A 25,773-nucleotide genomic window follows, 5' to 3' on the forward strand; every position below is an offset into this window, starting at 1 on the left:
GATAATCCTATACATAAAAATAATGCCAACAAAGAAATTTTTACAATAAATTTACAATTGTTCGGGTTTTGTCATCATTTGGGAATAAGTCGATGCTTTGTAGGCTGAGAAAAGTATATGCAGTAGTTGTTTTAGGGACGGGTGAAGGAGAATTCAGAGTGATGGGCTGTAGGGGCATAGGGGGGACATAGAGGGAACGTAGGAGAGTTCGAGTATTCGATATGTTTTCGAGGTGTATAAACATTCTAAGGCTGAAAGTGTATTCGGATCTTAGGATATTAAAAAAGCCCTTTATAAGAGCTTTTTTGATGAGCGGAAAGCATGACTACTTTCCGATAGCACATAAAACTAAACGGCTCGATCACTATTGCTATTGCCAACCGTGCTTTTGCTGGATTTGTGGTAGAGCTTAAGTGCCAATAACGAACCCCACAACAAAACTTGTCCCCAGAGTAATGTCCATTGAGATGCCACCTCTTGCCAAGATGCACCCATCTGATCAAGTGCTAAGAAACCTTGGATAGCGGGTGTGCTTGGGAACAGCTGTGATAATAGAACTAACCATTCGGGCATCATTTCAACTGGCCAGATAAAACCTGAAGAGAAGATCAGTGGCATTGAACTGATTAACACTACAACCGTGACTAGCTCTCTTCGTGGCACTAACTCACCAATAAAAATCCCGATCAAACAACTGGCCAGTAAGAAGGGCAGAAGTAAGGTTAAGATCTGTGTTGTTGAGGCGAGCTGGTTTATCCCATACATCGAAAAGCTAGCGCCGAAATAGTACATCGACAACAGGTAATAAATGCCGACTAAGGTACAACAGCGGGCAAGCATCAATTTCGCTGGAGAGGTCTTACTCCAGTAGCCAAATGTCGATTGAGCATTTTGGGTTGCACCAACTAAACCTGAAGCCATGGCTAAGGTTTGTTGCAGGATCAACACAAAGACGGCTGGAACTACGTAATCGATGTATCCCATGCGACTATTAAACGTTGGTTTCAGGTTCAAGCTGAATGCACTGTAGCCTTTGGCTGCCGATTCTAAAGGCACACCTTCGACTAACAAATGGCTGACCTTAACTTGCGCAGCTAACGTACCACCGGCCTTGGCAAGCCCTTCAACAATGGTTCCGTAGACCAAAAAGTAAGAAGCATCACCAGCGTAAGAAAGTGTCGGGCTCTTACCGAGCAACAAGTCTTTATAGAAGTTTTCTGGAATGACGAGGAACCCACCAATCTCTTGGTTAAGTACGGCTTGTTTCGCATCGGCGATGGTGGAGTCTCGACGAACCAATTCGATTTGAGAGGTGGCATCCACCATACGCTCTAATTGATAGCTGCTTTGACTCTTATCCAAGTTCACAACCGAAGCTTTCAGTTGTTGAGGAACTTGGTTCGCGTAAGGCAATGGATACAAGAATGAATAGAAGACCACACCACCAAATACTGTAAGAAGCACGACAGGGTTGCGCAATACCGCTAAGAGTTCTTGCTTGAGCAGTTGAGTAAAGCTCATCGTTTTACTCCTTGTTGTGCTGATGCTTCTGGCTGTGTTGACGGCGTTGTTTTTGCAGATATAGCTGCTTTTGTAGATGGATCTGCTTGTGCAGTTAGAGTTGATTGCGCCAAGTGTTTCTTAATTAGCAACATTACCACGAAAGCAGGAACTGCATACCACAACATAGAAGAGAGGCTGATCAAAGACTGTGCTGCGCTCACACCATAACTAGACTGCGCCGTTTGTACTTCGATGTAATGACTCACGGGCAATAAGCTTCTCCAAATTTGAGCAGCTGTATTCATGTCTGTTACTGGAAAGGTAATACCCATGAACGCAAAGCTTGGTGCCGTAAATGCGCCAGCGAAACTCATCGCCCTTGCTGGATCAAGTGTTAAGAAGAAAAACAAACAACCCATAATGATACAACTGATCACGGTTAGCAGTTGGGCAATAGTCAATGCCACAAAGCTGCCGTTAAATGGCCAGTCTAAGAGCACATAGAACCAAAAACTAAACGCGATACCAAACATCAAAAACAAGACAAGGTAGGGCGTTAATGTTGATGCGAGTGACTTCATAGGGGCGTTGGATAACCAAGCGTGAAGCCCACGAGCTCTAACGTTCGCCGTCAAAACCAATATCGTGCCCACCACAATCATGATCTGCCACAGTGCAGGAATAACCGCAGACACCAAGAACTGTGCATAACTGGTGTTCTTGTTGAACAGCGGCGTGATCTGGCTTTGTACCGTTACTGCTTGGCCTAATGCGGATTGCACCGTGGTATCACCGTGTGACAGCTGTTTCACGACTTCAAGTTGCGCGTTAAAAGTCCCTTGAGCCTGCAGCAAGGCAGAGTTCACCAGCTTACCGATTAAGATAAATTGGCTGTTATAGAATACAGACACTTGCGGATTCAAGCCGAGCAGAAGGTCTCGGTCGAAGTGCCTTGGTATCACAACATAACCATAGATATCACGTTCGATCATCGCTTTCGCCGCATCACTCGCAGAGCTGTATTTCTGAGTGACTTGCAGCGTTGGTGACGCATCAACAAGGCGTGTGAACTGTTGCGAGATTTGACTGTGCTCAAGGTCGACAACTGCGACCGGTAAGTCACGAGCGATCCCTTGTGAAAAAATCAGCCAGATACTGGCAGCAAGCAGCAAAGGAATCCAAGTTAGGCAAGACAACAACCATTTGTCTTTGCGGACAATCGCCCACTGCCGAAGCAAGGTATTCTTCGCTCTATGATGCTCAGTTGATTGCGAGCCTCTAGATTGCGATCCAGTATATTGAGAGTTAGCAGACATAAGTCACCTAAAGCTCAACCACTAGGCTCATGCCCATACGCAGTGTTTCGCTCGTATCGACAGGGTGCGCTTCTACTTCAAAAGTACGTAAATCGAAGCCTTGTGCTGCGTCTGTTGAGCGCCAAGTTGCGAAATCACCCATTACGGCGATGTGAGTTACTTGGAAAGTTAATGATTTATCCAGAGCTGGTAGGTACGCCTCAAACTGGCTGCCTTTCTCGAAATGCTTAAGCATGTCTTCACGAACATTGAGCACAGCCCAAGCATCCTTGGTGTCGATAACAGTCACAACAGGGAAGCCTTGTGGTGCGAGTTCACCGCTGCTTAATAGCACCTGAGATACTTCGCCATTAAACCAGCTGTGGATCTGTGTGTCTTTTGCGTAAGCTTCAACTTCCGCTACCGCACCCGCTGCCATTAACGCTTTTTGAGCGGCGGCCACTTTGGTTTCGTCACGCGCACCTTCTTGCGCTAATTGATACATTTGGAATGCAGCGCTTTCGGTGTACTTCGCCGCTTGCCACTGTGTTTTGGCTTCATCACGCTTCTGCTCGGCAACCACACCATCATTGTAAAGGTTGTTTACACGTTGGTAGGTTTTGTCCATCAGATCGGCAGCTGCTTTGGCTTTCAACCATTGGTCTTTAGCCGCTTGGATCTGTTGAGTACGCGCGCCATTCTCTGCTTCTTGTGCTAATGCACCAGCGGCTTTCTGACCAGCTTTTGCTTGCTCTAGCTTCGCATCAATCTCAGGGCTTAGTAGAGAGAAGATCAATTCGCCTTTTTCAACCGAATCGCCTTTGCGCACGAATATTTCATCAATTCTGCCAGGTACTTTCGATGAAATGCTGTATTGCTGCACATCGATTTGACCTTGAAGCTTAACCGGCTGAGGTTGATAAGCTTGATAGAAACTGTATCCGACCCAGCCAATAACGCCGATACCAACTAAAGATAGAAGAAGGGGCTTAATAGGTTTCATGAATTATCCTTTTGACTGGCTAACGGTGTCTGTTTTTGAGTCGAAATCAGACGGAACAGAGGAGGTTAAGTAACTGGAGTAAGCATTCATTTCGCTGGTTAGCGCTAACAGCTTGTTGAGAGAGATTAGGTATTTGAAGCGAGCAGCAGATTGCTGGGTTTTAATGCTCGCAAGATAAAGCTCGGCATCAACCACTTCTAATGAGTTAGATAACCCTTGTGTGAAGGCTTTTTTACGAAGTAATAGGTTTTCCTGAGCTAAAGACAAGCTCGAGTTTAGGCCTTGAACCTCTTCAATCGCTTGGTTTGCTTCAAGGTAAGTCTTTTGTACCAACACGGTTAAGTCTTGCTTAGCTTGTGACTTAAGGAATTGAACCTGTGATACGGCACTGTGAGCCGCAGCGACTTTGTCGGAACGGCCAGAGGTATCAAGCAGTGGCACATTCACACCAATGCCAACCAACCAATCGGGTTTCATTTCACTGGCTAGAGAGTCATCTTCATACAGGCTGTAATCACCATAAAGGTAAACCTCTGGGTAGTATTTACCTTTCTCGGCTTTAATTAAGCTGCTTGCTTGTTTCTCTTTTGCATCAAGAATCTTAAGGCCGGGGTAGGTCATGAGTGTCTGGTCAATGAACACGTCCATATGAGGCAGGTTCTTATTGATAAACAGTTGTTCAGAGGGTTCTACACTTTCATTTTGACCAAGGATTTGGGTCAACGCCAATTGCGCAATTTTAAGATCGTTCTGAGCTTTCGTGCGCTCTACAATCGCTTTATCTAAAGAAGCATCGGCTTGTAGGCGTTCTACTCGGGCGATTTGTCCTTGCTGTTCAAGCTTGATGGCGAAATCACGATGCTGAGTTAAGCCTGCTTCAACGGCTTGACGCGTTCTCACCACGTCTTCCGCTAAGATCACCGAGAAGTAATACTTACTTAAGTCTTCGTAGCGAGCTTGTTTCTCCATCAACAGTTGGCTTTGCGCTTCTTCGCTTTTACCTTCAGCGGCATTTTGCGCAGCGGTTATTCGACCACCAGTGAAGATAGGCCACACAGCACGAATGGAAGAGCTAAAGATGTCTTGTTCGGTAATGGTAGAGGTGATGCCACCTAACTGAGCTAAGAAGGGAGCAAATGCTGGATTTACGCCGCTTAAGCTGTCACCGAACTGTTCACCATTAATCGTCACATCACTATCAAGGTGCGTGTAGTTAGCCCCTAAGGTAATAGAAGGTAGATTAAGGCTACTTGTTGAGTTCTGAAGGTGTTGATAACGTTCAACGTTGGCTTGTTGAGCCGCAAGTGAGTTGTTGTTTTCTTGCAATATTTGCCACGCTTCAGAAAAAGTGAGCGGAGCTGCATAGCCTGGCGAAGCCATAGTGCCGAGAAGCATACTGGCGATCGCAAGGTATCGGAATTTTGGTTTGGTCATCTGCATTAAATACCAATTAGAGTATTAACTCTAATGTTAACAGGGCGATAGTCATTTGTCTTGAATAGATTGTCTCATATGAATAGAAATTTTCATAACTCGTTAATCAAGTGTAAATAAGATTGAGTGACGTGAATATCAAAGATAAATGAAACTTAAAAAGCACGCATAAGCGTGCTCTTTAAGTTCAGTATAGAAGTGTTTTTACAAAATGAAGTGGCTTATTTAAAGCTAGGACAATGGTGATCGGCGCGCCATACCAATTGTCTTGAACCTTGCATTGTTTGTAATAAATCTCTCCCTGACATTTGCGGGAATGCTAACAATACCTTGAGATCGAGTGAGGAGGTGCCATCTTTCTCATAGGCTCTTACGTGAGTAAAAGTCGATTGTAAGTGTTTGAACAGCATAGTCTTAGTAAGACAAATTCCAAAGTTATCGCGTTTCATTGCCTTGTTTCCTTTTCAACAATGTTTATACGTTATGTTTGTTATCCTGTTTCTATTGGACGTTGCCACTGATCGATACTTCCTGCTCATCAATGTTTTATTATTGGGTGATGCTTTTATCAGTCACCTCTTCGTTGTCTGGCTAGCCGAGTTTGAAATAGCGATGGATGAATAGGGGAGAATACTTAATCCGTTTGTTCATCATTCGTAACGGCGAGCGTGCAACTTTTAGTTATAGATACGTCCAGCGAGCGAAGGGTTGTTGCTATTTTGTTAATCGAAGTTTCGATTCAAAGCGCGGTCTGAAAATCATGACCTATGGCTTAGCAACAATAAACTTCTTCATATGCAACCATTATAATTGTATTTATTTTAAACAACCTAAAAAACACCTAAAATCTTAGTGATCTAGCTCAATATTTATTCGTTTATTTTGGTTTTTAAGCTAATCAGTCCTAAAAATGAACGATTAATCGAGATGAACAACGTAAAGGATTATCAATTAACAATCTGCTCAATTATTTAGTTGAGTAGCAGTCACAAATTCACGTCCCTAGAAAGGTCATGCGATTAACTTGGTGTTAACATTGATCGTCTAACGCTAGGGACGGTGGAATATGAAATGGAGCAGTATCAGTTTCCGTAAAAGGTTACTGATTATCATGACGGTCACTGGCCTCGTTGAACTTTTGATTCTTGCAGCGGCTGGTTTTTACTACATCAAACAATCTCAAGAACAAGAGATGGGTTTGAAAGCGTTAGGTGTTGCTGAATTTCTATCTGAATCGCCGCTTGTCACCAGCATTATTCAAGAAAATGGAACGTTGGACCCTAATGGCGTTCCCTACGTTTTGTCTGAAGAAACCCAAGTTAAATTTCGTAACCTTACTCAGCTCATTGGCGCGGCGTTTATCGTTGTTGGAGATGATAAAGGTATCCGCCTGATTCACCCTTATGATGACAGGCTCGGTAAACCCATGCGTGGTGGCGATAACCAAAAAGCATTGGTATTGGGCGAGTCTTATGTGTCGACAGCCAAAGGATCGCTGGGTTTTTCAGTTCGTGGTAAATCCGCGGTAAAAGACACCCAAGGTACCGTTATTGGTGTGGTGTCAGTTGGTTACTTATTGGATTCGTTGCAAGATCGAATCGAACCTTACTTAGCCTTTTTGATTGTGATGGCGTTGCTGGTGGTTGCGGTCAACGCTTTGATTTCGAGTTATGTATCTCGCCGTTTTCAACGCGCTATTTTGGGCTTTGAGCCTGAAGAGATAGGCCGGTTGTATGTTGAGCTAGATGTAACCATGAGTACCGTGAAAGAGGGCATTCTGAGCATCGATAAGCACGGCATTTTACGTTCAATTAATAAGAGTGCCTGCGATATTTTATCGATAGACAGGGATAAAGCACTCAATCAACAGCGCCTTTCTGATGTATTGCCAGGCAGTGATTTAGAACAACTGCTATCAACCGGCGACACCGACCACGATGTTGAGTTGTATTTAAACAATAAGCGAATCATTGCTAACCGAAGCCCGATTATAGTGGCAGGTGAGGTGGTCGGGGCGGTATCGAGTTTCCGATTACGAGATGAAATCAACGATTTAACAGACCAGCTCTCACAAACCAAAGAATATGCTGATCTACTGCGTTCACAAACCCACGAGCATCAAAACAAGCTCAACACCATCAGTGGCTTGATTCAGATGGGCGAGCTGGATTCTGTTCAACAATTGATTGGTCAAGAAACCGCTCATTACCAGAGCTTAATTGAGTTCTTAAGAGAGACGGTGAAAGACCCTCTTATTGCAGGCATGCTTTTAGGCAAAACAGAGCGAGCTCGAGAGATTGGGTTAGAGCTTAAAGTGGAAGAGGGATCAAGGCTTGAAGCTCTGCCTAGCTGGTTAAACGCGGATGACGTTGTCACAATTCTTGGCAACCTGATTGATAACGCCTTTGACGCCACCATGACGGCGATTAAGCAAGAGGGTCAAATTGCGCCAGCGCGTCGGGTTATTGAAGTTTCAATCAGTGATTTTGGTAATGAAATTATCGTAGAAGTAGAAGACAAAGGGTGCGGTTTGCCGAAAGAGTTGGCGACCAAAGCACTCACCGAAAAAGGCGTATCGAGCAAAGCGAAGCAAAATCGTGGTGTGGGTTTGTATCTGATAAAGCAGCTGGCAGACCGATATCAAGGGCAGCTTGAAATGGTCGACAACCACGATTTTGGCACGCGAATGACGGTTTATCTGCCAAAAGAAGAACAATAATTAAGCACGAAACGATCTTGCGAAGATCATCGTGACGGAAAAAGCATGGTTAAAGGAAGAACATAAATGAACGCAATCACGAGAGTCATGGTCATTGAAGATGATATTGCGATTGCAGAGCTACACCATCGTTATTTAGAACAGATGGGTGGCTTTGACGTGGTCGGCATTGCCACCACACAGTCTGAAGCGCTCATGCAACTGGACATCTTAAAACCTGATTTGGTGTTATTGGACGTGTACCTGCCGGACGGGTGTGGGCTCGATATTCTTAATCACGTAAGAGGGAGCAATCAAGGCTGCGACGTTATCTTGATTACTGCTGCTCGGGATGTGGATACGCTGCAGCAGGCAATGCGCGGGGGAGTGGTGGATTACCTATTAAAACCAGTCATGTTTCCTCGTTTGGAAGCAGCACTGAAGAAGTATCAGTCACAGTTACAAGAGTTCGAAAGCGTGTCTGATTTGAACCAAGGTTTGGTTGATAAGATGCTGCAAGCCAATGCCAAAGCGGACTCAGGAAAAGTATCAACCTTGCCCAAAGGAATTGATGGCGTAACGTTGGATAAGATCAGAGCCATTTTTCAGCAAGCTGATGCCGTTAATATTACCGCCGATGAAGCCGGAGAACGAATTGGTGCTAGCCGAACCACCGCCAGACGCTATTTAGAATTTTTGATTACCACTGGTGAGTTAGTCGCAGACTTAAATTACGGTACCGTAGGTCGCCCGGAGCGCTGCTACAACAAAGCGCAAAGATAAACACGACACCATCAAAATAAATATAAAGCCAGTTGAATAAGCTGGTTTTACCTTTTTCTCCCTTTCCTATTGCTCACTCCACCGACCAGATACCGTTCTTTCTTGACTACACTGTTTGAGAATGCCGATTTGCTTCTCCCTCGGGTCAAATGAACGGAACTATCGATTAGAATTTGTTCGAAATGAGTCAATATTTAATCGATTGCTTTCACAGTGGTTGATGTAAATCAAATAGTCATAGACAATACTGTCCCGAATAGAGGTGATAGCTTTCACCCTCGTTTACCAAACGCATTCTCAAATTTAATAGGCGCTTACTATTGATGTAATAGTTAAGACCTATTATCTATTTTCGTATGTCGCTGATACCTTTGGCGAATACTAAAAACCTTGTTTTTATAGGAAAGATGATGGTAATACCTGAAAACAGCAGCATCGTTATTTTTGGTGCGTCGGGAGATCTAACTTACCGCAAGTTAATTCCTGCTCTATACCACCTGTATGCTAGCAATCAACTACCAGAATCCTTTGCGATTCTTGGAGTGAGCCGTACTGAGTACAGCGATGAGTCTTACCGTGAGAAGCTGAAGAAGTCTCTTCAGGAAATGGAAAAAACTGAACCAGAGACGCTGAATGCATTTATTGAACATCTGCATTACCAAGCGATCAATACTTCAGATGTAGACGACTATGCTCGTTTAGCACAACGTCTAGACAAGCTTGAGCAAGACTACCAATTCGAAAACCATAACACATTGTTCTACTTGGCAACCCCGCCAAGCCTATACGGTGTGATTCCAGCAAACCTTGCTGCGCATGGCCTTAACGATGAATCGAACGGCTGGCGTCGTCTGATCATCGAAAAACCATTTGGTTACGACTTAGCATCAGCTCAAGCGTTGGATGAAGAGATCCATCATCACTTCCAAGAACACCAGATCTACCGTATCGACCATTACCTTGGTAAAGAGACGGTTCAAAACCTTCTAGTGCTTCGTTTCTCAAACGCGATGTTTGAACCACTGTGGAACCGTAACTTCATTGAATACGTTGAAATCACAGGTGCTGAGTTCCTTGGCGTTGAAGAGCGTGGCGGATACTACGACGGTTCTGGCGCAGTTCGCGACATGTTCCAAAACCACCTGCTGCAAGTGCTAGCGATGGTAGGTATGGAGCCGCCTGCACAAATTAACGCTGATTCTATTCGTGATGAAGTGGTTAAAGTGCTTCAGTGTCTGAAACCATTAGAAGAAGATGATCTGCGTAAAGACTTAGTATTAGGTCAGTACACAGCATCAGATGTTCGTGGTCAGCACCTACTAGGTTACCGTGAAGAGCATGGTGTAGCGGATGATTCTCGTACCGAGACTTACATCGGCTTGAAAGCTCACATCAATAACTGGCGTTGGAATGGTGTTCCTTTCTACGTACGTACAGGTAAACGCTTACCAACACGTGTGACTGAAATCGTGATTCACTTTAAGAACACGCCACACCCAGTATTTGGTCAAGATGCACCAGAGAACAAGCTGATTATCCGCATCCAACCGGATGAAGGTATTCAGATGAGCTTTGGTTTGAAAGAGCCAGGCGCAGGCTTCAAAGCAAAAGAAGTGAAAATGAACTTCTCTTACTCTGACTTGCCTGAAACTCAGATGCTGACGGCTTATGAGCGTCTTCTTCTTGATGCACTGAACGGTGATGCGACTCTGTTTGCACGTACCGATGCGGTAGAAGCATGTTGGAAGTACGTTCAACCAATCTTAGACTTCAAGCAAGATCCTCAAGCACTGTTTGGCTATGCTTGTGGTACTTGGGGCCCACAGGAAGCAGATGAACTTCTGCAACGTGATGGCCGCGCATGGCGTTTCCCATGCAAAAACTTAACAGACACGGATTACTGCGAACTATGATCAATCACAAGATCTTTGCAACGCCTGAACTGGTTGTTGAAAACCTAGCAAATGAAATGAAAGCATACAGCGAGCAGGGCAAACCTGTTCACATTTCACTGTCTGGTGGCAGCACGCCAAAAATGCTTTTCAAACTTTTAGCACAGGCGCCATACGCGGAAGGTATTCAATGGAATAACCTTCACTTCTGGTGGGGCGACGAACGTTGCGTTGTACCAGACGACGCTGAAAGCAATTTCGGTGAAGCAAACGCGCTCTTATTTTCAAAACTAAAAGAGTTTACTCAAGTAAACCTTCCTGCTGAAAACATCCACCGCATCCGTGGTGAAGATGAACCAAAAGCAGAAGCAGAGCGTTTCGCAAAAGAGATGGCAGACGTAATCCCAACAGAAAACGGCACGCCTGTATTCGATTGGATTCTGCTTGGTGTTGGCGCAGACGGCCACACAGCTTCACTATTCCCAGGTGCAACCAACTACCAAGATGAGAACCTATCTGTATTAGCTTCTCACCCTGAGTCTGGTCAAATCCGTGTTTCTAAAACAGCGAAAGTTTTAGAAGCAGCAAAACGAATCAGCTACCTAGTACTGGGTGCAGGTAAAGTTGAGATCGTTAAAGAAATTCATACAACTCCTGCTTCAGAACTGCCTTACCCGGCAGCGAAAATCCAGTCTAAAACTGGCGAAACAGAGTGGTTCCTAGATTCAAATGCAGCAAGTGCTATCGCATAAGTGCGAATAGCCGCAAGGAGATAAAATAATGAAAGGTGATATCGGTGTAATTGGCCTAGCAGTAATGGGTCAGAACCTTATCCTAAACATGAACGACCACGGCTTCAAAGTTGTGGCTCATAACCGTACTGCTGCTAAAGTAGACGAGTTCCTAGAAGGCCCAGCTAAAGGTACTAACATTGTTGGTGCTTACTCTCTAGAAGAGCTAGTTGAGAAGCTAGAAGCGCCACGTAAAGTGATGCTTATGGTTCGTGCTGGTGACGTTGTAGACACGTTCATCGAAAACCTAATCCCACTTCTAGACGAAGGCGACATCATCATTGATGGTGGTAACACTAACTACCCAGACACTAACCGTCGTGTAGCGCATTGTCGTGAGAAAGGCATCCACTTCATCGGTACTGGTGTATCTGGTGGTGAAGAAGGTGCTCGTTTCGGTCCTTCAATCATGCCAGGTGGTGCGGCTGAAGCTTGGGAAGCGGTTAAGCCAATCTTCCAAGGTATCTCGGCAAAAACTGACGCTGGTGAGCCTTGCTGTGACTGGGTTGGTAACGACGGTGCTGGTCACTTCGTTAAGATGGTACACAACGGCATCGAATACGGTGACATGCAGCTTATCACTGAAGCATACCAGTTCATGAAAGATGGCCTAGGTATGTCTGCTGACGAGATGCAAGCAGTATTCGCTGACTGGAACAAGACTGAGCTAGACAGCTACCTAGTTGAAATCACTGCTGACATCCTTGGCTACAAAGATGAAGACGGTGAAGCGCTAGTTGAGAAGATCCTAGACACTGCAGGCCAAAAAGGTACGGGTAAGTGGACTGGTATCAACGCACTAGACCTAGGTATCCCACTAACACTGATCTCTGAGTCTGTATTCTCTCGTTGCCTGTCTGCTCTTAAAGACCAACGTGTTGAAGCTGAAGCTTTGTTTGAGAAGACAATCACTCCAGTTGAAGGCGACAAGCAAGAGTGGGTTGATGCACTACGTCAAGCTCTACTGGCTTCTAAGATCATCTCTTACGCTCAAGGTTTCATGCTAATGCGTGAAGCGTCGAACGAAAACGGCTGGGACCTAAACTACGGTAACGTAGCGCTAATGTGGCGTGGTGGTTGTATCATCCGTTCTGCATTCCTAGGCAACATACGTGATGCGTACGAAGCAAACCCAGACATCGCGTTCCTAGGTTCTGACGAGTACTTCAAAAACATCCTACAAGGCAGCCTAGTGGCATGGCGTAAAGTAGCAGCGAAATCTCTAGAGTCTGGTATCCCAATGCCATGTACGATTTCTGCGCTATCTTTCCTAGACGGTTACACAACTGCACGTCTACCAGCGAACCTGCTTCAAGCTCAACGTGACTACTTCGGTGCTCACACTTACGAGCGTACTGACCGTCCACGTGGTGAATTCTTCCACACAAACTGGACTGGTACAGGCGGCGATACTGCTTCTACAACTTACGACGTATAATCGTTAGTTAGAATCAGTTAAGAACCTTGTTGTTCTTATTAGCTGTAAACTAGAAAACAAAAGGATGCCAACTGGCATCCTTTTTTGTTGGTTTGCGTATTTTTAGATGGTCACTTCAAACACACAACTAATTATCGCTTAGGCGGTCATGATATGTGGTTGTACATCGTCGTTGTATTGATCTCGAATGGCCATAAAGCTGTCTAGGTTTTGTTTAGGCGCTTCAACCCACTCTGGGTCAAACATTGAACCAGTGTTTGCTTCTATATAGGCCATCACCTCATTCAGTGACCAAGCGTGTTTATAGGCTCTTTTACTCATTGACGCATCGAATACGTCTGCCAGTTAATAGCGTATGCGCTATTGCTTAACTAAAGTGCTGTTAATGATGATCTGGACGTTAAATAACCATTTTAAAATTAAATGAAAAGATAAATAGGATAACGCACATGCTTTATGCCATCATAAAGACATAAACAAGGGCAATGGAAATAATGCCCAAATGATTGAGCTAGAAGCGGTCAGTGATGACGGTGTTCTAGAGTAAATTCAAGGCCTTTAGTTGCCTTGAAAAAGGTAATGTTATGACTGAAGAAGAAAGAATCGAACTGCAACAAAATAACCCGCTACACGGCTTAAAGCTTGAAACCATGATCACTGAATTAGTGGATCATTATGGTTGGGAAATTTTAGATGCGGCAATGCGTATGAACTGCTTTAACACTAAGCCTACAGTGGCAAGCGCAGTTAAATACCTGAAGAAAACCGAATGGGCTCGTGAGAAGGTTGAAAACTTCTACCTTTACCGTTTCAAGCGCATGCCTAAAGCATCGGACATCGAATACCAGATGCCTCCGCGTTCACGTACATTCCGCCATGGGCTAGAGCCTCGTGAGCCGATGGAACTAACGGTTGAGTCTATCCATGCCTCTCAAGCTAAAGCTGCGTCTGCATTTAAAGAGCGCCGTGGCGGTAACGGTCGTAATTTCCGTCGTTAACAAGAAGACATCGCTAGAAAGAACCGTCGTTAATTAGGCGTCGGCGATTAGCACGGCTAATTAGATAAGCGAAAAACACAAAAGGAGCCTATGAGCTCCTTTTTTAATTCGTTCGATTTAAACCGTAAATGGCTAAGCTTCGCGGTTCTTTCTTTGATTCTTCCAAAGATCGGTGACATAAACGATTGCACTGATAAGTAAGAATAGCGCTGACACAGAAAACAGAGCGGGCATTTTTAGGATCCACGCGAATGTGGCAGCAAGAAAAGCGACAAAGCAAATGAGTCGACTTGATGACATGACATGACCGAGTTTAATGTTCATAACGCCTCCTAATGAAGTCTCACTTTCGACAGGAGAAGTATCCCACCTTTGGAAAAATAAAGGCTAAAAAACAGTCTAAATTGTTATCAAATTTGCTAATTGAAGGACTCGTCTCACACATTTTGGCTTGGCTATTTTATAAGTAATAAAATAGCCAAATCGGTATGAGCAGGGTGGAGTCTTTTGGCTTTATCTTTTCAGTTGCAAGTCTTATTAAACCGAACGTCTAATTAGCATAGAAAAAGTAAGCGGTGATCAAAAAGCTCGCGATGATCACTGTGGTTCGAACATAGTGTTGAGGGATGCGGCGAGAGATTTTTGCTGAATAATAACCACCAACCAATGTACCCAATAATACAGCCATGCCAGACGGCCAATCAATCGAACCATTGACGATAAAAAATACGATCGCTGCGAGGGAAGCACACGCGGACACGAGCAGTTTGATGCCATTCATCACGTTGATGTTGGTGTAACCAGCCAGCGCCAAGTAGCTCAATGTCACAATGCCTAAGCCTGCATTAAAATAACCACCATAAACACACACGATCAAAAGCAATACAGCGGAAAAGAACGCCCCTGCGCTGGTGGCGTGCTTATGTTTAGCGGTTACTTTCTTTAGCCATTTGTTGAGAGTGCCACCAAAGGTAAAAAGCAGAGCGGCGAACAGTAATAACCAAGGTACGGATTGGGTAAATAGCGCTTCTGGCGTGTGTAGTAGTAAAAATGCACCAATGCCGCCGCCAATTACGCATAGCCCAACAACGAGCTTGAGTTGTTTGGTACCAGATTGAATTTCGTGGCGCAGTGCGTAAGCACCACTGATGTAACCAGCGCATGAAGCAAAGGTATTGGTCGCGTTGGCTGCTATTGGTGGAACGCCAGCAAATAACAAAGCAGGGAAAGTGATGAAGCTGCCGCCACCCGCAATGGAGTTAAGCACACCGCCAACCACCCCTGATAAGAATAGAATCAACCAATCCATAGTTTTAGAATCCAATACGTTAACTAACTGGTTACCTTACTTGAATTTGTTATGAATATCAGCGCCATGTGTGTTGTAAAGATAGGTTTGTGAGTTTGCTACCATCTTTAACCGCTGGTTTTAATTGAGGCTTTAAATGAAAAAAGGAGCCAATGGCTCCTTTCGTTGAGGTTTAGTTGATTCGATAAAGCTTTACACTTCTACTGGCTTCGCTCTAAAACTCTTAAATAGTTTCACTAGAATCGGGCTAGACAGCACCAATACCGCCAGAATAGTGAAGGTCATCGTAATAGGGCGTTCCCATAAGAAGTTCAACTCACCATCGCTGATCATCAATGCTCGTCTTAAGTTCTCTTCCATCAAGCCGCCCAATATGAAGCCTAACAGTAATGGTGCCAATGGGAAGTTGGCTAGCCTTAATGCTATCGCAGCCATCGCTACCAGTAGCATCACAAATACGTCCATCGTGTTGAATGACACCAAGTACACGCCAGTGATTGAGAAGAAGATAATCATTGGCAGTAGAACCGTTCTAGGTACCGCTAGCAGTTTAGAAATATAAGGGATTAAAGGCAGGTTTAAGATAACCAGCACGATGTTGCCAAAGTACATCGAGATAATCACCGACCAAAATACGTCTGGGTGCTCAACGAACAAGCGAGGACCCGGCTGAATACCGTAGGCAATCAATGCACCAAGCATAATTGCTGTAGTACCAGAGCCCGGAATACCGAGTGTTAACAGCGGTACAAATGAACCACTTGAAGCTGCATTGTTTGCTGATTCAGGAGCCACAAGACCACGAATACTGCCTTTACCGAACTCTTTCTGCTTGTCTTTTGGCGCGAGGCTACGCTCCATACCGTAACTTAGGAATGCCGCAATAGTGGCACCCGCGCCCGGTAGAACACCGGTAAAGAAACCGAGAATAGAAGATCGAATTGAAACTGGTGCCACTTCTTTGAACTCTTCTTTGGTGACCTTCATGCTACCAATATCCGACATCTTTTGGCTTTCTTCCGCGCTGGTGTCTTGCTCTGGTTTTAGAATACCCATCAAGGTTTCACCCAGTGCGAATGTTGCCATCGCTAATAATAGGAAGCTAAAGCCATCCATCAGATCCGTAAGGCCAAAAGTGAACCGTTCAACGCCAACACCTTTGTCGATACCTACAGTTGATAGCATCAAACCAAGAATAGTCATCATCCACGCTTTGATTACCTGACCTGGGCCTGCAAACGCCGCTACAGCGGACAAACCTAATAGCATCAACGCAAAGTAGTCTGAAGACTGGAAGCTCAGTGACACGCTTGCTAGAGCCGGTGCGGCAATCAAAAGCATGATTGCTGAAAGCGTACCGCCTGTGAAAGAAGAGTAAGCCGCGAGAGCAAGTGCTTTACCTGCTTGGCCTTTTTGAGCCATCGGGTAGCCGTCAAACGCGGTTACTACCGTTGAAGAACAACCCGGAGCATTGATTAAGATGGATGACGTGGAGCCACCAAATACAGCGCCGTAATACACACCAGCCATCAAGATTAGGCCAGAAGAAGGGTCTAGGCCGTATGTAATAGGGATCATCAACGCGATTGCTGAAATTGGACCTAACCCCGGTAGCATACCGATGAAGGTACCCACGAAACAGCCCACAATTACCATCATGATGTTCATTGGCATCACAGCGGTAGAAAGTCCTTGTAAAATTCCGTCTAACATAATGTTATCCCTACCAAAGAGTGAAGATTAAACCAGGCTCTAGGTAGATATCTAAGCCTTGAGTTAATAAAAGAAAGAACGCGATAACGAAAGGAAACGACGCGCCAAATAAAACAGTTTTGCGGCGCTCACCCAACAGGTAAAAGCCTGCAAGTAAGAAGAAGCTGGTTGCTAAAACAAAGCCAAGATAAGTCAGTCCAACACCGTACAGTGCCATTAACACCAAGAAGCCAATCAGCAGTTTCCAGTTTAGCGGTGTTGTGTCACATGTGACTTTCTTATCCGGTTGTCCTGTTATTAGCAGGATCAACGAAAGGCCAATGCCGATAAACGTCAACAGGGTAGGTAAGGTTCTTGCTGTGAAGGGTTCGTACTCGTCACCGGGGAACAGAGGAATCAGCGTGGTTTGATAGCCGTAGCACAAGCTCGCCAGCATAAAGATCATGGCTCCGATGCGATCCTTCGAAAGCAAAGATTCTTTACTCAGAAATTTGGTTGGTAAGTCCGACATATCCAACTCCATTTGGGGTGGTATAAAAAGTAAAAAAGCCGCACATGAGCGAGTTAATGAAGAATGTCTGGGATCACTAACCAAAGGTGAGCGAATTACATGACTTGGTTAAGCCACTTGCCTCTACAACGAATCAGCAAGCTTTAGCAATACACTACGAATAAACAAAGGAGTTTTAGTTAACTCATGTACGGCGAAACAGGAAAGAGTAAGAGGGCACAAAGACCCTCTCTGGTTGTTGGTTACTTCAAGAAACCAAGCTCACGCATTAGATCGCCCATCTGTTTTTCTTGGTCTTCTAGGAAGGCGTAAAAATCTTTGTCAGCTTTGTAGTTGTCGATCCAACCGTTACGGTCACGAACCACTTGCCACTCATCGGTTTTGTACATTTTGCCAAGAGCTTCGTTCCACTCGTCGATTTTTGCTTGGCTTGTACCCGGTGCCGCAAAGAAACCACGCCAGTTAGCAAATACTGTCTCGTTGCCGTATTCAGTCAGTGTTGGGATGTTAGGCGCAGCGTCAAGACGCTTTGGAGCCGTCACAGCAAGCACTTTTACTTGGCCAGACTTAGACATCTCTAGTACTTCACCAAGGCCCGTTGAAAGCAGCTGTGTTTCGCCAGAAAGCAGTGCCGCCATCGCTTTACCGCCAGCATCGTAGGCAATGTAACGTACTTTCTTCGCATCAAAACCTTCGCCTTTGAACGCTGCCGCTACTACAAGGTGGTCCATGCTGCCACGAGCTGAACCGCCAGCAATCTTCACTTTACGTGGGTTGGTTTCGAACTCTTTAACGACGTCTTCCCAAGTGTCGTACTTAGAATCCGCAGGAGCGACGATTGCGCCGTAATCGGCAATGGTTGCTGCTACCGGAGTTAGGTCACGGAAAGATTGAGGGAAGATACCTGTTAGTGAACGAACAACGATAGGCGTTGAGTTCACCATTAGCGTGTCTTCTTGGCGTTGTGCTGTTTCGATTAGGTGAGCAATCGCTTTACCGCCACCGCCACCAGACAGGTTTTGGAAAGAGACATTTTCTACGATGTCTGATTTCACCAATACATCACCCGTACCACGAGCTGTCATATCCCAACCACCACCAGCGCCGCCAGGGATTAGGAAGTGGATTTTTTCTACGTCAGCAGCAAAAGTGTTGAAAGAAAAGGTTGCTGTGATGATAGAAGCCGCAAGAGTAGGTTTCAGTGCCTTGAACATGGTTCACGTTCCTTATGTAGGGGATCTCTTCAATGGAGAGAAACTTATGTTTTATTTCCAGCTACTAAACAGATGAGTAGGATATTGCTTAGCAGATGAAGCTAAAGTTAACGGTGTGTTAATGAAATGTCTGTAATGCGGCGATATTGAGAATAAAGAACATTGGATTAATATTGTTCATAAAGTTCACGGTAACGTGTTTTTGTCCATTTACTGTTGAATGATATCTGGATTCTAAAATCGTAGTTATTGTCTCAGAATGATTGAATTAATTGACAAAGGTTGGATTTAACTAGCGTTTTCTACTCGAGTGCATTGGTTGTTGGTCTATATTGTTAGATGTGACTACGATAACTATTTCTGCAAAAGAGTCAGGTGTATAGAGGTGTTAGATTTTAGATGTGGAATAGAGTTACTATAGTTGATATGCAACTTAAGCGGTATTGATTGCGCTAGGCTGTTAACTTTGGAGTTGGCGATTATTCAAGGATGAAATAATGGCATTAAAAAAAATTTCGTTACGATTTACTGTTGGAGGAATGTTTTTACTCGCGACATTTCTTACCGCTGTTGTTGCGGTTTCACTGCAATATTACTTCAGTAAAAAAATGGCGACTGAGAATACCCTATCAAAGTTGACGATGGTGTCCCAAGAGCTGAGTAACTATATCGGCGCGGTTGATTCTGACGCAGCCAATACCGCGCGTTTACTTTCTTCAGTGAAACGTTCTATAAGTAACAAAATATCGAAAGAAGAGTCGCGTAGTATTCTTTCAGAAGCAATTAAAGATAACCCTCTCTTTTATAGTATTTACATTGGCTCATCTAATGAAAACTTCTTCCAAATTATTAATCTAGAATCTGCCCCTGTCGTTAGAGAAAAAATCGGTGCACAACAAAAGGACCGTTGGGTTGTGGTTGAGATTCATAATATAGGGGAGGAGCGCGTCCGTACGACGAAATATTTTGACCAAGAGTTTACGCTAAGAAACTCAACTACGGAGCAGAGCAACTACCTTCCAACAACCAGGCCTTGGTATGTTTCTGCCAATGTTCAGTCGGTCGAAAAAACTCAGCCATATCTTTTCCAGCATTTACAAATTACCGGGCAAACTTATTCTTTAGCGTTTGATTCGAAAATCGAATCTGAAGTTCAACATGTGATTGGTATTGATATTGTGTTGTCTTCTTTAGCTAGCAAACTATCAGGTACGGCGCTTGGCTTAGCAGAAGACAGTAAGGTTGAGTCTTTCTTATATTCGAAATCGGGTAATATTATTGCGTCTAACCTCAAGGTTAACAATCAGGAATCGGAGTTTGATGTATCAACATTAATGCTATCGTCTGAGCAGCAAGCCTTGATTAACGATACCCCTCCGCTGTTAGTGTCTAATCAAAATGATTGGGGGCCGATGGACTTTTCAGTGGCGGGAAAGCCAAACGGCTATGCGATAGACCTTCTTAACATGATTGGTGAGATGACAGGGATCAGGTTTGAATTTGTTAATGGTTTCTCTTGGGGCGAGCTTGTCAGTAAGTTTCAAGAAGGAAGTATTGATGGCCTGCAATCGGTTCAACATTATAAAAATAATGGCATAGATGGCCTATACACGACTCCAATTTATGAATTGCCATTTTCTGTCGTGACAAGGGTCGGTGCGAAGGTTGTCACTAATTATGCCGAGCTTGAGGGTAAAAAAGTTGCCATTTTATCTGGGTGGTCAATTATTCCTAAGTTAAGAGAGGACTTTCCGAACATTGATTTAGTTGAATTTGAAAACCTAGAGTCTGCATTTAATTCAATTGAAAGCGAAGAGAACTTTGCTTTCTTAGAAGCTGAACCCGTACTCTCGTTTGCATTAGATAGGTTTTTCCAGCCAGGCCTTGTTGTCAATGGGACTCTAGAAGATCTAAAACAGAACTACTCAAATCAATTCCATTTGGTGCTGCAGAGCAAGCATAAACAATTGCTTCCAATTATTGATCAAGCTATCAGCAAGTTAAGTGGTGAACAACTTGATGCCTTAGCAAAAAAGTGGCTGCATGATACCGGCTTTAATACGAATACGACGGTTCCTTATACTGAACTTTATGATTTGACTAAGGAAGCAACGGTTGAAGGCAGTATGGTAAGGGTAGAGTTGAATGGCGAGATCAAGCATCTCTATTTAAAGAAAATAGACACGGGCGAACACTACTCTGAGTATTTTGCGGTATTGATTCCCGAATCTGAAGTCTTCAGTACAGTCAATAAGCGTCTAGCAACCTCTGTTGGTGTAACGATTTTACTGATGAGTTTAACCTTGCCTGTGGCTTGGGTCTTTGGTACACCGATAGTACGTCCTATTCGCCAATTAGAGAAAGAGACTCACAAGGTTAAGTTGCGTGACTATGACAACGTAGCTGTGCTTAATACTCGTATTAAAGAAGTGTGGGAGTTATCTGTTGCTGTAAAAGAAATGGCAATGGAGCTTAAACGACATGAACAGAGGCAAGAGGCGTTTGTAGAGTCGTTTATCAAGCTTATCGCCCAAGCTATCGATGACAAGTCCCCTTATACGGCTGGGCACTGTAACCGTGTACCAGAGCTAGGTTTGATGCTAGCTGACGCGGCGGAACAATCGCAGTCTGAGCACTTCAAAGACTTTGAGTTTAAAAATGATGACGAACGCCGTGAGTTTAGAATTGCGGCTTGGTTGCATGACTGCGGAAAAATAACAACGCCGGAACACATCGTCGATAAAGGTACGAAGCTTGAGGCCAACTACAACCGAATTCACGAGGTGAGAACTCGATTTGAGGTATTGTGGCGTGATGCTGAAATAATAGCATTAACGAAACAGCTTGAAGGCAAGCTAGCGAGCGAACAAATCCAAACAGAGTTGGCTGAAGCGCAACAGAAGCTACAAGATGATTTTGAGTTTATCGCGACGTCTAATGTTGGTGGTGAATTCATGAGTGATGACAAAGTTGCTCGTATTCGCTTGATAGCTGAAACGACTTGGACGCGTAACTTTGATGATCAACTTGGTCTATCACCGATAGAGGCAATGAATCGAGAGCCGAGTTCAAGTTTACCAGCCACAGAACCACTTTTGAGTGATAAGCCAGAGCACATAGTGAAAAGAGATAGGCCGTTAGAATTTGACCCGAAACATCAAATTAAAATGGATGTGCCTGAGCACTTATACAACCTAGGCGAAGTCTACAATCTGAGTATTGCACGCGGTACATTGACTGCTGAAGATAGATTTAAGATAAACGAGCACATGCTTGGCACGATTAAGATGCTTGAGAACCTGCCATTCCCGAAAGAGCTAAGTCGTGTTCCTCGCTACGCTTCAACTCACCATGAAACACTTAAAGGTACAGGGTATCCAAGGAAGCTGACTGGTGATGACCTTTCAATCCCAGAACGTATTCTGGTGATCTCCGATATTTTTGAGGCATTAACCGCTGCAGATAGGCCTTATAAGAAGGCTAAGCCAATCAGTGTTGCTGTCGACATCATGTATAAAATGGCATTGGACGAGCATCTCGATATCGAACTGTTTAGATTGTTCTTAACCAGCGGCATTCACCTGCGTTATGCAGAAGAGTATCTGAAGCCGGAACAAATTGATTTCGTTGATATCAGCAAATACCTAGATGTTACTCGTCAGATTGCTTGAGTAAAGGTGGCTTGTTAGAACGGGGTCTATGAATGAAAGGCGCACATGAGTGCGCCTTTTTTATATCTGTTTATCGGTGAACAGGTAGATCGACACAAAGTGCTCTGCGTTTGTCAAGTCTGTCTATAAGTTGTCGACACATTGGTTTCGAGTGATTTTAGGGTAGGGAAGGGTTTAGCGGCTCTTTCTTTGCTTAAATCGATAAATAACAAGTGGTTGAATTGTTTTTAGTGTCCTTTTAAGTAAGTTTTTATCGCCTATAGAAAGTACTACCTTAGTCTAAATTGTCGACAATTTGCTTGATTGTCGACAATTTAATCGTGTATTTTATGTTCATGTTATGGAATTGTTGACAATTAAGGTTCAGCAAATAGAAGTGAGCAGCGTGAATATGAATACTGCGATAAAAGATCTCAGCTTAAATGCAAACACGAAAACACGTGTTAGCGATAAAGAGAACACTAAATCAGAAAATCTCACTGAGTATCTCGTTGAGGCGATTGTTAGCGGTGAATTACTACCGGGCAGTAAGATTTCGGAACCTGAATTGGCTAAACGCTTCGAAGTAAGCCGAGGCCCATTACGTGAAGCGATAATGCGAGTTGAAGGGCTTGGCCTAATAGAACGCATTCCACATGTTGGCGCGCGAGTGATTACTTTTTCGGCAGAAAAACTGCTAGAGCTTTACGCGGTGCGAGAGGCTTTGGAAGGCATGGCTGCTCGACTCGCAGCGAGACATATCACACAAGAAGAGCTTGTCGGGCTTGAAGGGTTATTGTCGACACATTCAAAGCATATCGATGAAGTCGAAGGTTCTTCTTACTTTCATCAACATGGGGATTTCGATTTCCATTATCGCATTATCAAAGCGAGTCGTAACAGCAAACTCATTTCGCTGCTGTGTGACGAGCTTTATCACCTATTACGAATGTACCGCTATCAATCGCCTAGGGCTCAGTCTCGACCAAAAGAGGCGCTCGATGAACACAAATACATCCTACAAGCGATTCGTAATCGCGATGAAGAGCTAGCAGAAATGCTAATGCGACGACACATCTCGGGCAGTCGATTGCTAATAGAACAACAAATTCAATCCAAAGATCTTGATTAAGCGACCATTGGAATCTGTCAGCGGATCAGTGCTGGCGATAACCAAAAGCCGTAAGTCTTAAAGGTTAGCTAGAAATAAACAATTAACAGGGAGCGTCATTATGAAGTTATCAGCAGGAGCTAAGTTCCGACAAGCTGTGCAAGACAACGACCCATTGCAGATCGTCGGCACGGTCAATCCGTACTGCGCGATGATGGCAAAGAACTTGGGGCATCAGGCGATCTATTTGTCTGGCGGAGGCATCGCCAATGCGTCTTATGGGTTGCCTGATTTAGGCATCACCACATTGAACGATGTGTTGGTAGATGTTGAACGTATTACCAACGCGTGTGATCTGCCATTGCTGGTGGATATCGATACGGGATTTGGTGGCGCATTCAATATTGCACGTACGATTCGCGCTATGGAGAAGGCAGGCGCAGCAGCAATCCATATGGAAGACCAAGTGGCCCAGAAACGCTGTGGTCATCGACCAAATAAAGCGATTGTAAGTCAGCAAGAGATGGTCGATAGAGTCAAAGCGGCAACCGATGCTAGAACCGATGAAAGCTTTGTGATTATGGCACGTACGGATGCATTGGCGGTTGAAGGCATTGATAGCGCAATTGAGCGAGCGATAGCTTGTGTTGAAGCGGGCGCAGACATGATCTTCCCTGAGGCGATGAATCAACTCGATCAATACGTGAAGTTCTCGGCAGCGCTGAAATCAGCAACGGGCAAGCACGTGCCTATTCTTGCGAACATCACTGAATTTGGCCAAACACCACTCTACAGCTGTAACGAGTTAGCCCAATCAAGTGTCGACATGGTGCTTTATCCATTGAGTGCGTTCCGTGCGATGAACAAAGCGGCGGAGAATGTTTACAAGCACTTGCTAGTTGAAGGCAATCAAGAAGCTCTGTTGGATTCAATGCAAACCCGTAAGGAGCTTTACGAACACCTTAATTACCACGACTACGAGAACAAGCTTGATCAGTTGTTTTCAAGCGAAGGGTAAACCAGTTTCAATTAATCAAAAATCAACTTAATCCAATAACGTGAAATGGTTAGTCGCCAAATCCAGTACCGATGATAAAGATCATCGGGCATATAAATAGGCAGCACCAAAGAGTGCAGGCGGCTAACACAGAAAAGGAGTTCACCATGTCTGTATCTTTGAGTGATAAAGCCGCTGTCGAAAATGCTTCAAAAGTAGAGCAAAAAAGTGAAAAAACAGCAAACAAACCAGCCAGCGCACCGGCAATCGGTGGTGCTGGTCTACGTGGTCAAAGTGCAGGGTCGACTGCGCTATGTACGGTAGGAAAATCAGGAACGGGTTTAACTTACCGTGGCTATGACATTACCGATCTTGCTAACCACGCTCAGTTCGAAGAAGTGGCGCATCTGTTACTAAGAGGTCATTTGCCCAGTGAAAAAGAGTTAGACGATTACAAAACGTTGTTGATTGGTTTGCGCGGCTTGCCTCAACCTTTGAAAGCAGCACTAGAGCTTATCCCTGTAGACGCTCATCCAATGGATGTGATGAGAACGGGTTGTTCAATGCTAGGTAATCTAGAGCAAGAGTCAGATTTTTCTGAGCAACTGTCTGCGACTGAGCGAATGCTTGCGCTTTTCCCTGCGATTATTTGTTACTGGTACCGCTTTAGTCATGATGGCGTGCGCATTGACACTGAAGATCAAAGCGAAGCATGTCTGGGTGGCTACTTCTTGAAAATGCTAACAGACAAAACTCCAAGTGAACTTCATAAGAAGGTGATGCATTGCTCGCTCACCCTATACGCGGAACACGAGTTTAATGCTTCAACCTTTGCCGCTCGTGTGTGTGCATCAACCCTGTCTGATATCCATTCGTGTGTCACCGCAGCGATTGGCACACTAAGAGGCCCTTTACATGGAGGTGCGAATGAAGCGGCGATGGAAATGATCCAAGATTGGCAAACCGCTGATGAAGCAGAAACTAACATCATGCAGATGCTTGCTAACAAAGACAAAATCATGGGCTTCGGTCATGCCGTTTATCGTGAAAGCGACCCGCGAAATGCGCTAATCAAGCGTTGGTCAAAAGAGTTAGCTCAAGAAGTGGGAGATAAGCAGCTTTACGCCGTTTCTGAGCGTGTTGAAGCGGTAATGAAGCGCGAGAAAGGCTTGTTCTGTAATGCGGATTTCTTCCATGCCTCTGCCTATCACTTCATGGACATCCCAACCAAACTGTTCACGCCAATCTTTGTGATGAGTCGCCTTACAGGCTGGACAGCACACGTGTTCGAGCAAAGAGAAAATAATCGCATCATTCGCCCAAGTGCAGACTACACCGGGCCAGAGCATCAAGACTGGCTGCCAATCCATTTACGTTAGTTCTCTATATCGAGCCGACTTATATCTCGAGGTGACTTTTATCTTCATGTGATA

The 25,773-nt window shown here is 44.5% G+C and carries 20 protein-coding genes and 1 pseudogene; 10 read left to right on the top strand and 11 right to left on the bottom strand.

The features are described from left to right. Window positions 1-348: 348 nt before the first annotated feature. From ACED41_RS04980 to ACED41_RS05000, 5 genes are all read right to left on the bottom strand, one after another. Entirely contained in the window at window positions 349-1,521 is a 1,173-nt protein-coding gene (locus ACED41_RS04980; RefSeq protein WP_371724583.1) for an ABC transporter permease, read from the bottom strand. Continuing rightward, entirely contained in the window at window positions 1,518-2,819 is a 1,302-nt protein-coding gene (locus ACED41_RS04985) for an ABC transporter permease (RefSeq protein ID WP_065583586.1), read from the bottom strand. Before ACED41_RS04985 ends, ACED41_RS04980 begins: the two co-directional genes overlap by 4 nt. Window positions 2,820-2,826: 7 nt before the next feature. After that, a complete protein-coding gene (locus tag ACED41_RS04990; protein ID WP_017070946.1) occupies window positions 2,827-3,801 on the bottom strand; it encodes an HlyD family secretion protein in 975 nt (324 codons plus the stop codon). Between the two features lie 3 nt (window positions 3,802-3,804). Next, window positions 3,805-5,241, bottom strand: coding sequence for a TolC family protein (locus tag ACED41_RS04995; protein ID WP_017059718.1), 1,437 nt, complete (start codon window positions 5,239-5,241; stop codon window positions 3,805-3,807). Between the two features lie 215 nt (window positions 5,242-5,456). Beyond that, window positions 5,457-5,684, bottom strand: coding sequence for a hypothetical protein (locus ACED41_RS05000; protein ID WP_371724584.1), 228 nt, complete (start codon window positions 5,682-5,684; stop codon window positions 5,457-5,459). A 617-nt stretch (window positions 5,685-6,301) separates the two neighbouring features. Here ACED41_RS05000 and ACED41_RS05005 point away from each other — a divergent pair. From ACED41_RS05005 to gnd, 5 genes are all read left to right on the top strand, one after another. Beyond that, window positions 6,302-7,954 carry a sensor histidine kinase gene (locus tag ACED41_RS05005; protein ID WP_032545674.1) on the top strand — a complete coding sequence of 551 codons (1,653 nt, stop codon included), beginning with the start codon at window positions 6,302-6,304 and terminating at the stop codon, window positions 7,952-7,954. A 66-nt stretch (window positions 7,955-8,020) separates the two neighbouring features. Beyond that, window positions 8,021-8,716, top strand: a complete 696-nt coding sequence (locus ACED41_RS05010) for a response regulator (RefSeq protein WP_017059715.1) — start codon at window positions 8,021-8,023, stop codon at window positions 8,714-8,716. Window positions 8,717-9,126: 410 nt separating this feature from the next. Further along, window positions 9,127-10,629 carry a glucose-6-phosphate dehydrogenase gene (gene zwf / locus ACED41_RS05015; protein WP_017059714.1) on the top strand — a complete coding sequence of 501 codons (1,503 nt, stop codon included), beginning with the start codon at window positions 9,127-9,129 and terminating at the stop codon, window positions 10,627-10,629. Beyond that, complete coding sequence (gene pgl / locus ACED41_RS05020) at window positions 10,626-11,360, top strand: 6-phosphogluconolactonase (RefSeq protein ID WP_017066266.1); 735 nt, start codon at window positions 10,626-10,628, stop codon at window positions 11,358-11,360. The genes zwf and pgl overlap by 4 nt, the downstream gene beginning before the upstream one ends. 28 nt (window positions 11,361-11,388) lie before the next feature. Further along, the gene (gene gnd, locus ACED41_RS05025; protein WP_017059712.1) at window positions 11,389-12,837 is read left to right on the top strand and encodes a decarboxylating NADP(+)-dependent phosphogluconate dehydrogenase; all 1,449 of its coding nucleotides are present in this window, start codon (window positions 11,389-11,391) and stop codon (window positions 12,835-12,837) included. A 138-nt stretch (window positions 12,838-12,975) separates the two neighbouring features. Here the strand turns inward: gnd and ACED41_RS05030 are convergent. Beyond that, window positions 12,976-13,182: pseudogene (locus tag ACED41_RS05030) on the bottom strand (metal-dependent phosphohydrolase); the annotation flags it as partial. 239 nt (window positions 13,183-13,421) lie between these two features. Here ACED41_RS05030 and ACED41_RS05035 point away from each other — a divergent pair. Then, a complete protein-coding gene (locus ACED41_RS05035) occupies window positions 13,422-13,835 on the top strand; it encodes a VF530 family DNA-binding protein (RefSeq protein WP_010438513.1) in 414 nt (137 codons plus the stop codon). A 132-nt stretch (window positions 13,836-13,967) separates the two neighbouring features. Here ACED41_RS05035 and ACED41_RS05040 read toward each other — a convergent pair whose 3' ends face one another. From ACED41_RS05040 to ACED41_RS05060, 5 genes are all read right to left on the bottom strand, one after another. Next, the gene (locus tag ACED41_RS05040; RefSeq protein WP_017066914.1) at window positions 13,968-14,159 is read right to left on the bottom strand and encodes a hypothetical protein; all 192 of its coding nucleotides are present in this window, start codon (window positions 14,157-14,159) and stop codon (window positions 13,968-13,970) included. Window positions 14,160-14,385: 226 nt separating this feature from the next. After that, window positions 14,386-15,144 (bottom strand): sulfite exporter TauE/SafE family protein, encoded by a 759-nt coding sequence (locus tag ACED41_RS05045; protein WP_102333369.1) that lies wholly within the window; start codon window positions 15,142-15,144, stop codon window positions 14,386-14,388. Window positions 15,145-15,336: 192 nt separating this feature from the next. Further along, complete coding sequence (locus tag ACED41_RS05050) at window positions 15,337-16,857, bottom strand: tripartite tricarboxylate transporter permease (protein ID WP_012603793.1); 1,521 nt, start codon at window positions 16,855-16,857, stop codon at window positions 15,337-15,339. Between the two features lie 10 nt (window positions 16,858-16,867). After that, a complete protein-coding gene (locus tag ACED41_RS05055; protein WP_371724585.1) occupies window positions 16,868-17,368 on the bottom strand; it encodes a tripartite tricarboxylate transporter TctB family protein in 501 nt (166 codons plus the stop codon). 242 nt (window positions 17,369-17,610) lie between these two features. Further along, window positions 17,611-18,582 carry a tripartite tricarboxylate transporter substrate binding protein gene (locus tag ACED41_RS05060; protein ID WP_229648231.1) on the bottom strand — a complete coding sequence of 324 codons (972 nt, stop codon included), beginning with the start codon at window positions 18,580-18,582 and terminating at the stop codon, window positions 17,611-17,613. A gap of 497 nt (window positions 18,583-19,079) precedes the next feature. Between ACED41_RS05060 and ACED41_RS05065 the strand changes: the two genes are divergently transcribed. The 4 genes from ACED41_RS05065 (at window position 19,080) to prpC (ending at window position 25,719) form a co-directional block, all read left to right on the top strand. After that, complete coding sequence (locus ACED41_RS05065; RefSeq protein WP_371724586.1) at window positions 19,080-22,253, top strand: HD domain-containing phosphohydrolase; 3,174 nt, start codon at window positions 19,080-19,082, stop codon at window positions 22,251-22,253. A 391-nt stretch (window positions 22,254-22,644) separates the two neighbouring features. After that, on the top strand, window positions 22,645-23,364 hold the full coding sequence (locus ACED41_RS05070; protein ID WP_102428969.1) for a GntR family transcriptional regulator: 720 nt from the start codon (window positions 22,645-22,647) through the stop codon (window positions 23,362-23,364). A gap of 100 nt (window positions 23,365-23,464) precedes the next feature. Next, on the top strand, window positions 23,465-24,361 hold the full coding sequence (gene prpB, locus ACED41_RS05075; protein ID WP_017062292.1) for a methylisocitrate lyase: 897 nt from the start codon (window positions 23,465-23,467) through the stop codon (window positions 24,359-24,361). Between the two features lie 146 nt (window positions 24,362-24,507). Then, window positions 24,508-25,719, top strand: a complete 1,212-nt coding sequence (gene prpC / locus ACED41_RS05080) for a 2-methylcitrate synthase (protein ID WP_371724587.1) — start codon at window positions 24,508-24,510, stop codon at window positions 25,717-25,719. Window positions 25,720-25,773: the final 54 nt, after the last annotated feature.

The sequence above is a fragment of the Vibrio sp. 1F255 genome (genome assembly GCF_041439145.1).
In the GTDB taxonomy this organism is placed as follows: Bacteria; Pseudomonadota; Gammaproteobacteria; order Enterobacterales; family Vibrionaceae; genus Vibrio; species Vibrio crassostreae_C.

Excerpts from the sequence above, each read along its gene's own strand:
- ACED41_RS04980 (WP_371724583.1), bottom strand. The coding sequence starts at position 1,521 with ATGAGCTTTACTCAACTGCTCAAGCAAGAACTCTTAGCGGTATTGCGC.
- ACED41_RS04985 (WP_065583586.1), bottom strand. The coding sequence starts at position 2,819 with ATGTCTGCTAACTCTCAATATACTGGATCGCAATCTAGAGGCTCGCAA.
- ACED41_RS04990 (WP_017070946.1), bottom strand. The coding sequence starts at position 3,801 with ATGAAACCTATTAAGCCCCTTCTTCTATCTTTAGTTGGTATCGGCGTT.
- ACED41_RS04995 (WP_017059718.1), bottom strand. The coding sequence starts at position 5,241 with ATGCAGATGACCAAACCAAAATTCCGATACCTTGCGATCGCCAGTATG.
- ACED41_RS05000 (WP_371724584.1), bottom strand. The coding sequence starts at position 5,684 with ATGAAACGCGATAACTTTGGAATTTGTCTTACTAAGACTATGCTGTTC.
- ACED41_RS05005 (WP_032545674.1), top strand. The coding sequence starts at position 6,302 with ATGAAATGGAGCAGTATCAGTTTCCGTAAAAGGTTACTGATTATCATG.
- ACED41_RS05010 (WP_017059715.1), top strand. The coding sequence starts at position 8,021 with ATGAACGCAATCACGAGAGTCATGGTCATTGAAGATGATATTGCGATT.
- zwf (WP_017059714.1), top strand. The coding sequence starts at position 9,127 with ATGGTAATACCTGAAAACAGCAGCATCGTTATTTTTGGTGCGTCGGGA.
- pgl (WP_017066266.1), top strand. The coding sequence starts at position 10,626 with ATGATCAATCACAAGATCTTTGCAACGCCTGAACTGGTTGTTGAAAAC.
- gnd (WP_017059712.1), top strand. The coding sequence starts at position 11,389 with ATGAAAGGTGATATCGGTGTAATTGGCCTAGCAGTAATGGGTCAGAAC.
- ACED41_RS05035 (WP_010438513.1), top strand. The coding sequence starts at position 13,422 with ATGACTGAAGAAGAAAGAATCGAACTGCAACAAAATAACCCGCTACAC.
- ACED41_RS05040 (WP_017066914.1), bottom strand. The coding sequence starts at position 14,159 with ATGAACATTAAACTCGGTCATGTCATGTCATCAAGTCGACTCATTTGC.
- ACED41_RS05045 (WP_102333369.1), bottom strand. The coding sequence starts at position 15,144 with ATGGATTGGTTGATTCTATTCTTATCAGGGGTGGTTGGCGGTGTGCTT.
- ACED41_RS05050 (WP_012603793.1), bottom strand. The coding sequence starts at position 16,857 with ATGTTAGACGGAATTTTACAAGGACTTTCTACCGCTGTGATGCCAATG.
- ACED41_RS05055 (WP_371724585.1), bottom strand. The coding sequence starts at position 17,368 with ATGTCGGACTTACCAACCAAATTTCTGAGTAAAGAATCTTTGCTTTCG.
- ACED41_RS05060 (WP_229648231.1), bottom strand. The coding sequence starts at position 18,582 with ATGTTCAAGGCACTGAAACCTACTCTTGCGGCTTCTATCATCACAGCA.
- ACED41_RS05065 (WP_371724586.1), top strand. The coding sequence starts at position 19,080 with ATGGCATTAAAAAAAATTTCGTTACGATTTACTGTTGGAGGAATGTTT.
- ACED41_RS05070 (WP_102428969.1), top strand. The coding sequence starts at position 22,645 with ATGAATACTGCGATAAAAGATCTCAGCTTAAATGCAAACACGAAAACA.
- prpB (WP_017062292.1), top strand. The coding sequence starts at position 23,465 with ATGAAGTTATCAGCAGGAGCTAAGTTCCGACAAGCTGTGCAAGACAAC.
- prpC (WP_371724587.1), top strand. The coding sequence starts at position 24,508 with ATGTCTGTATCTTTGAGTGATAAAGCCGCTGTCGAAAATGCTTCAAAA.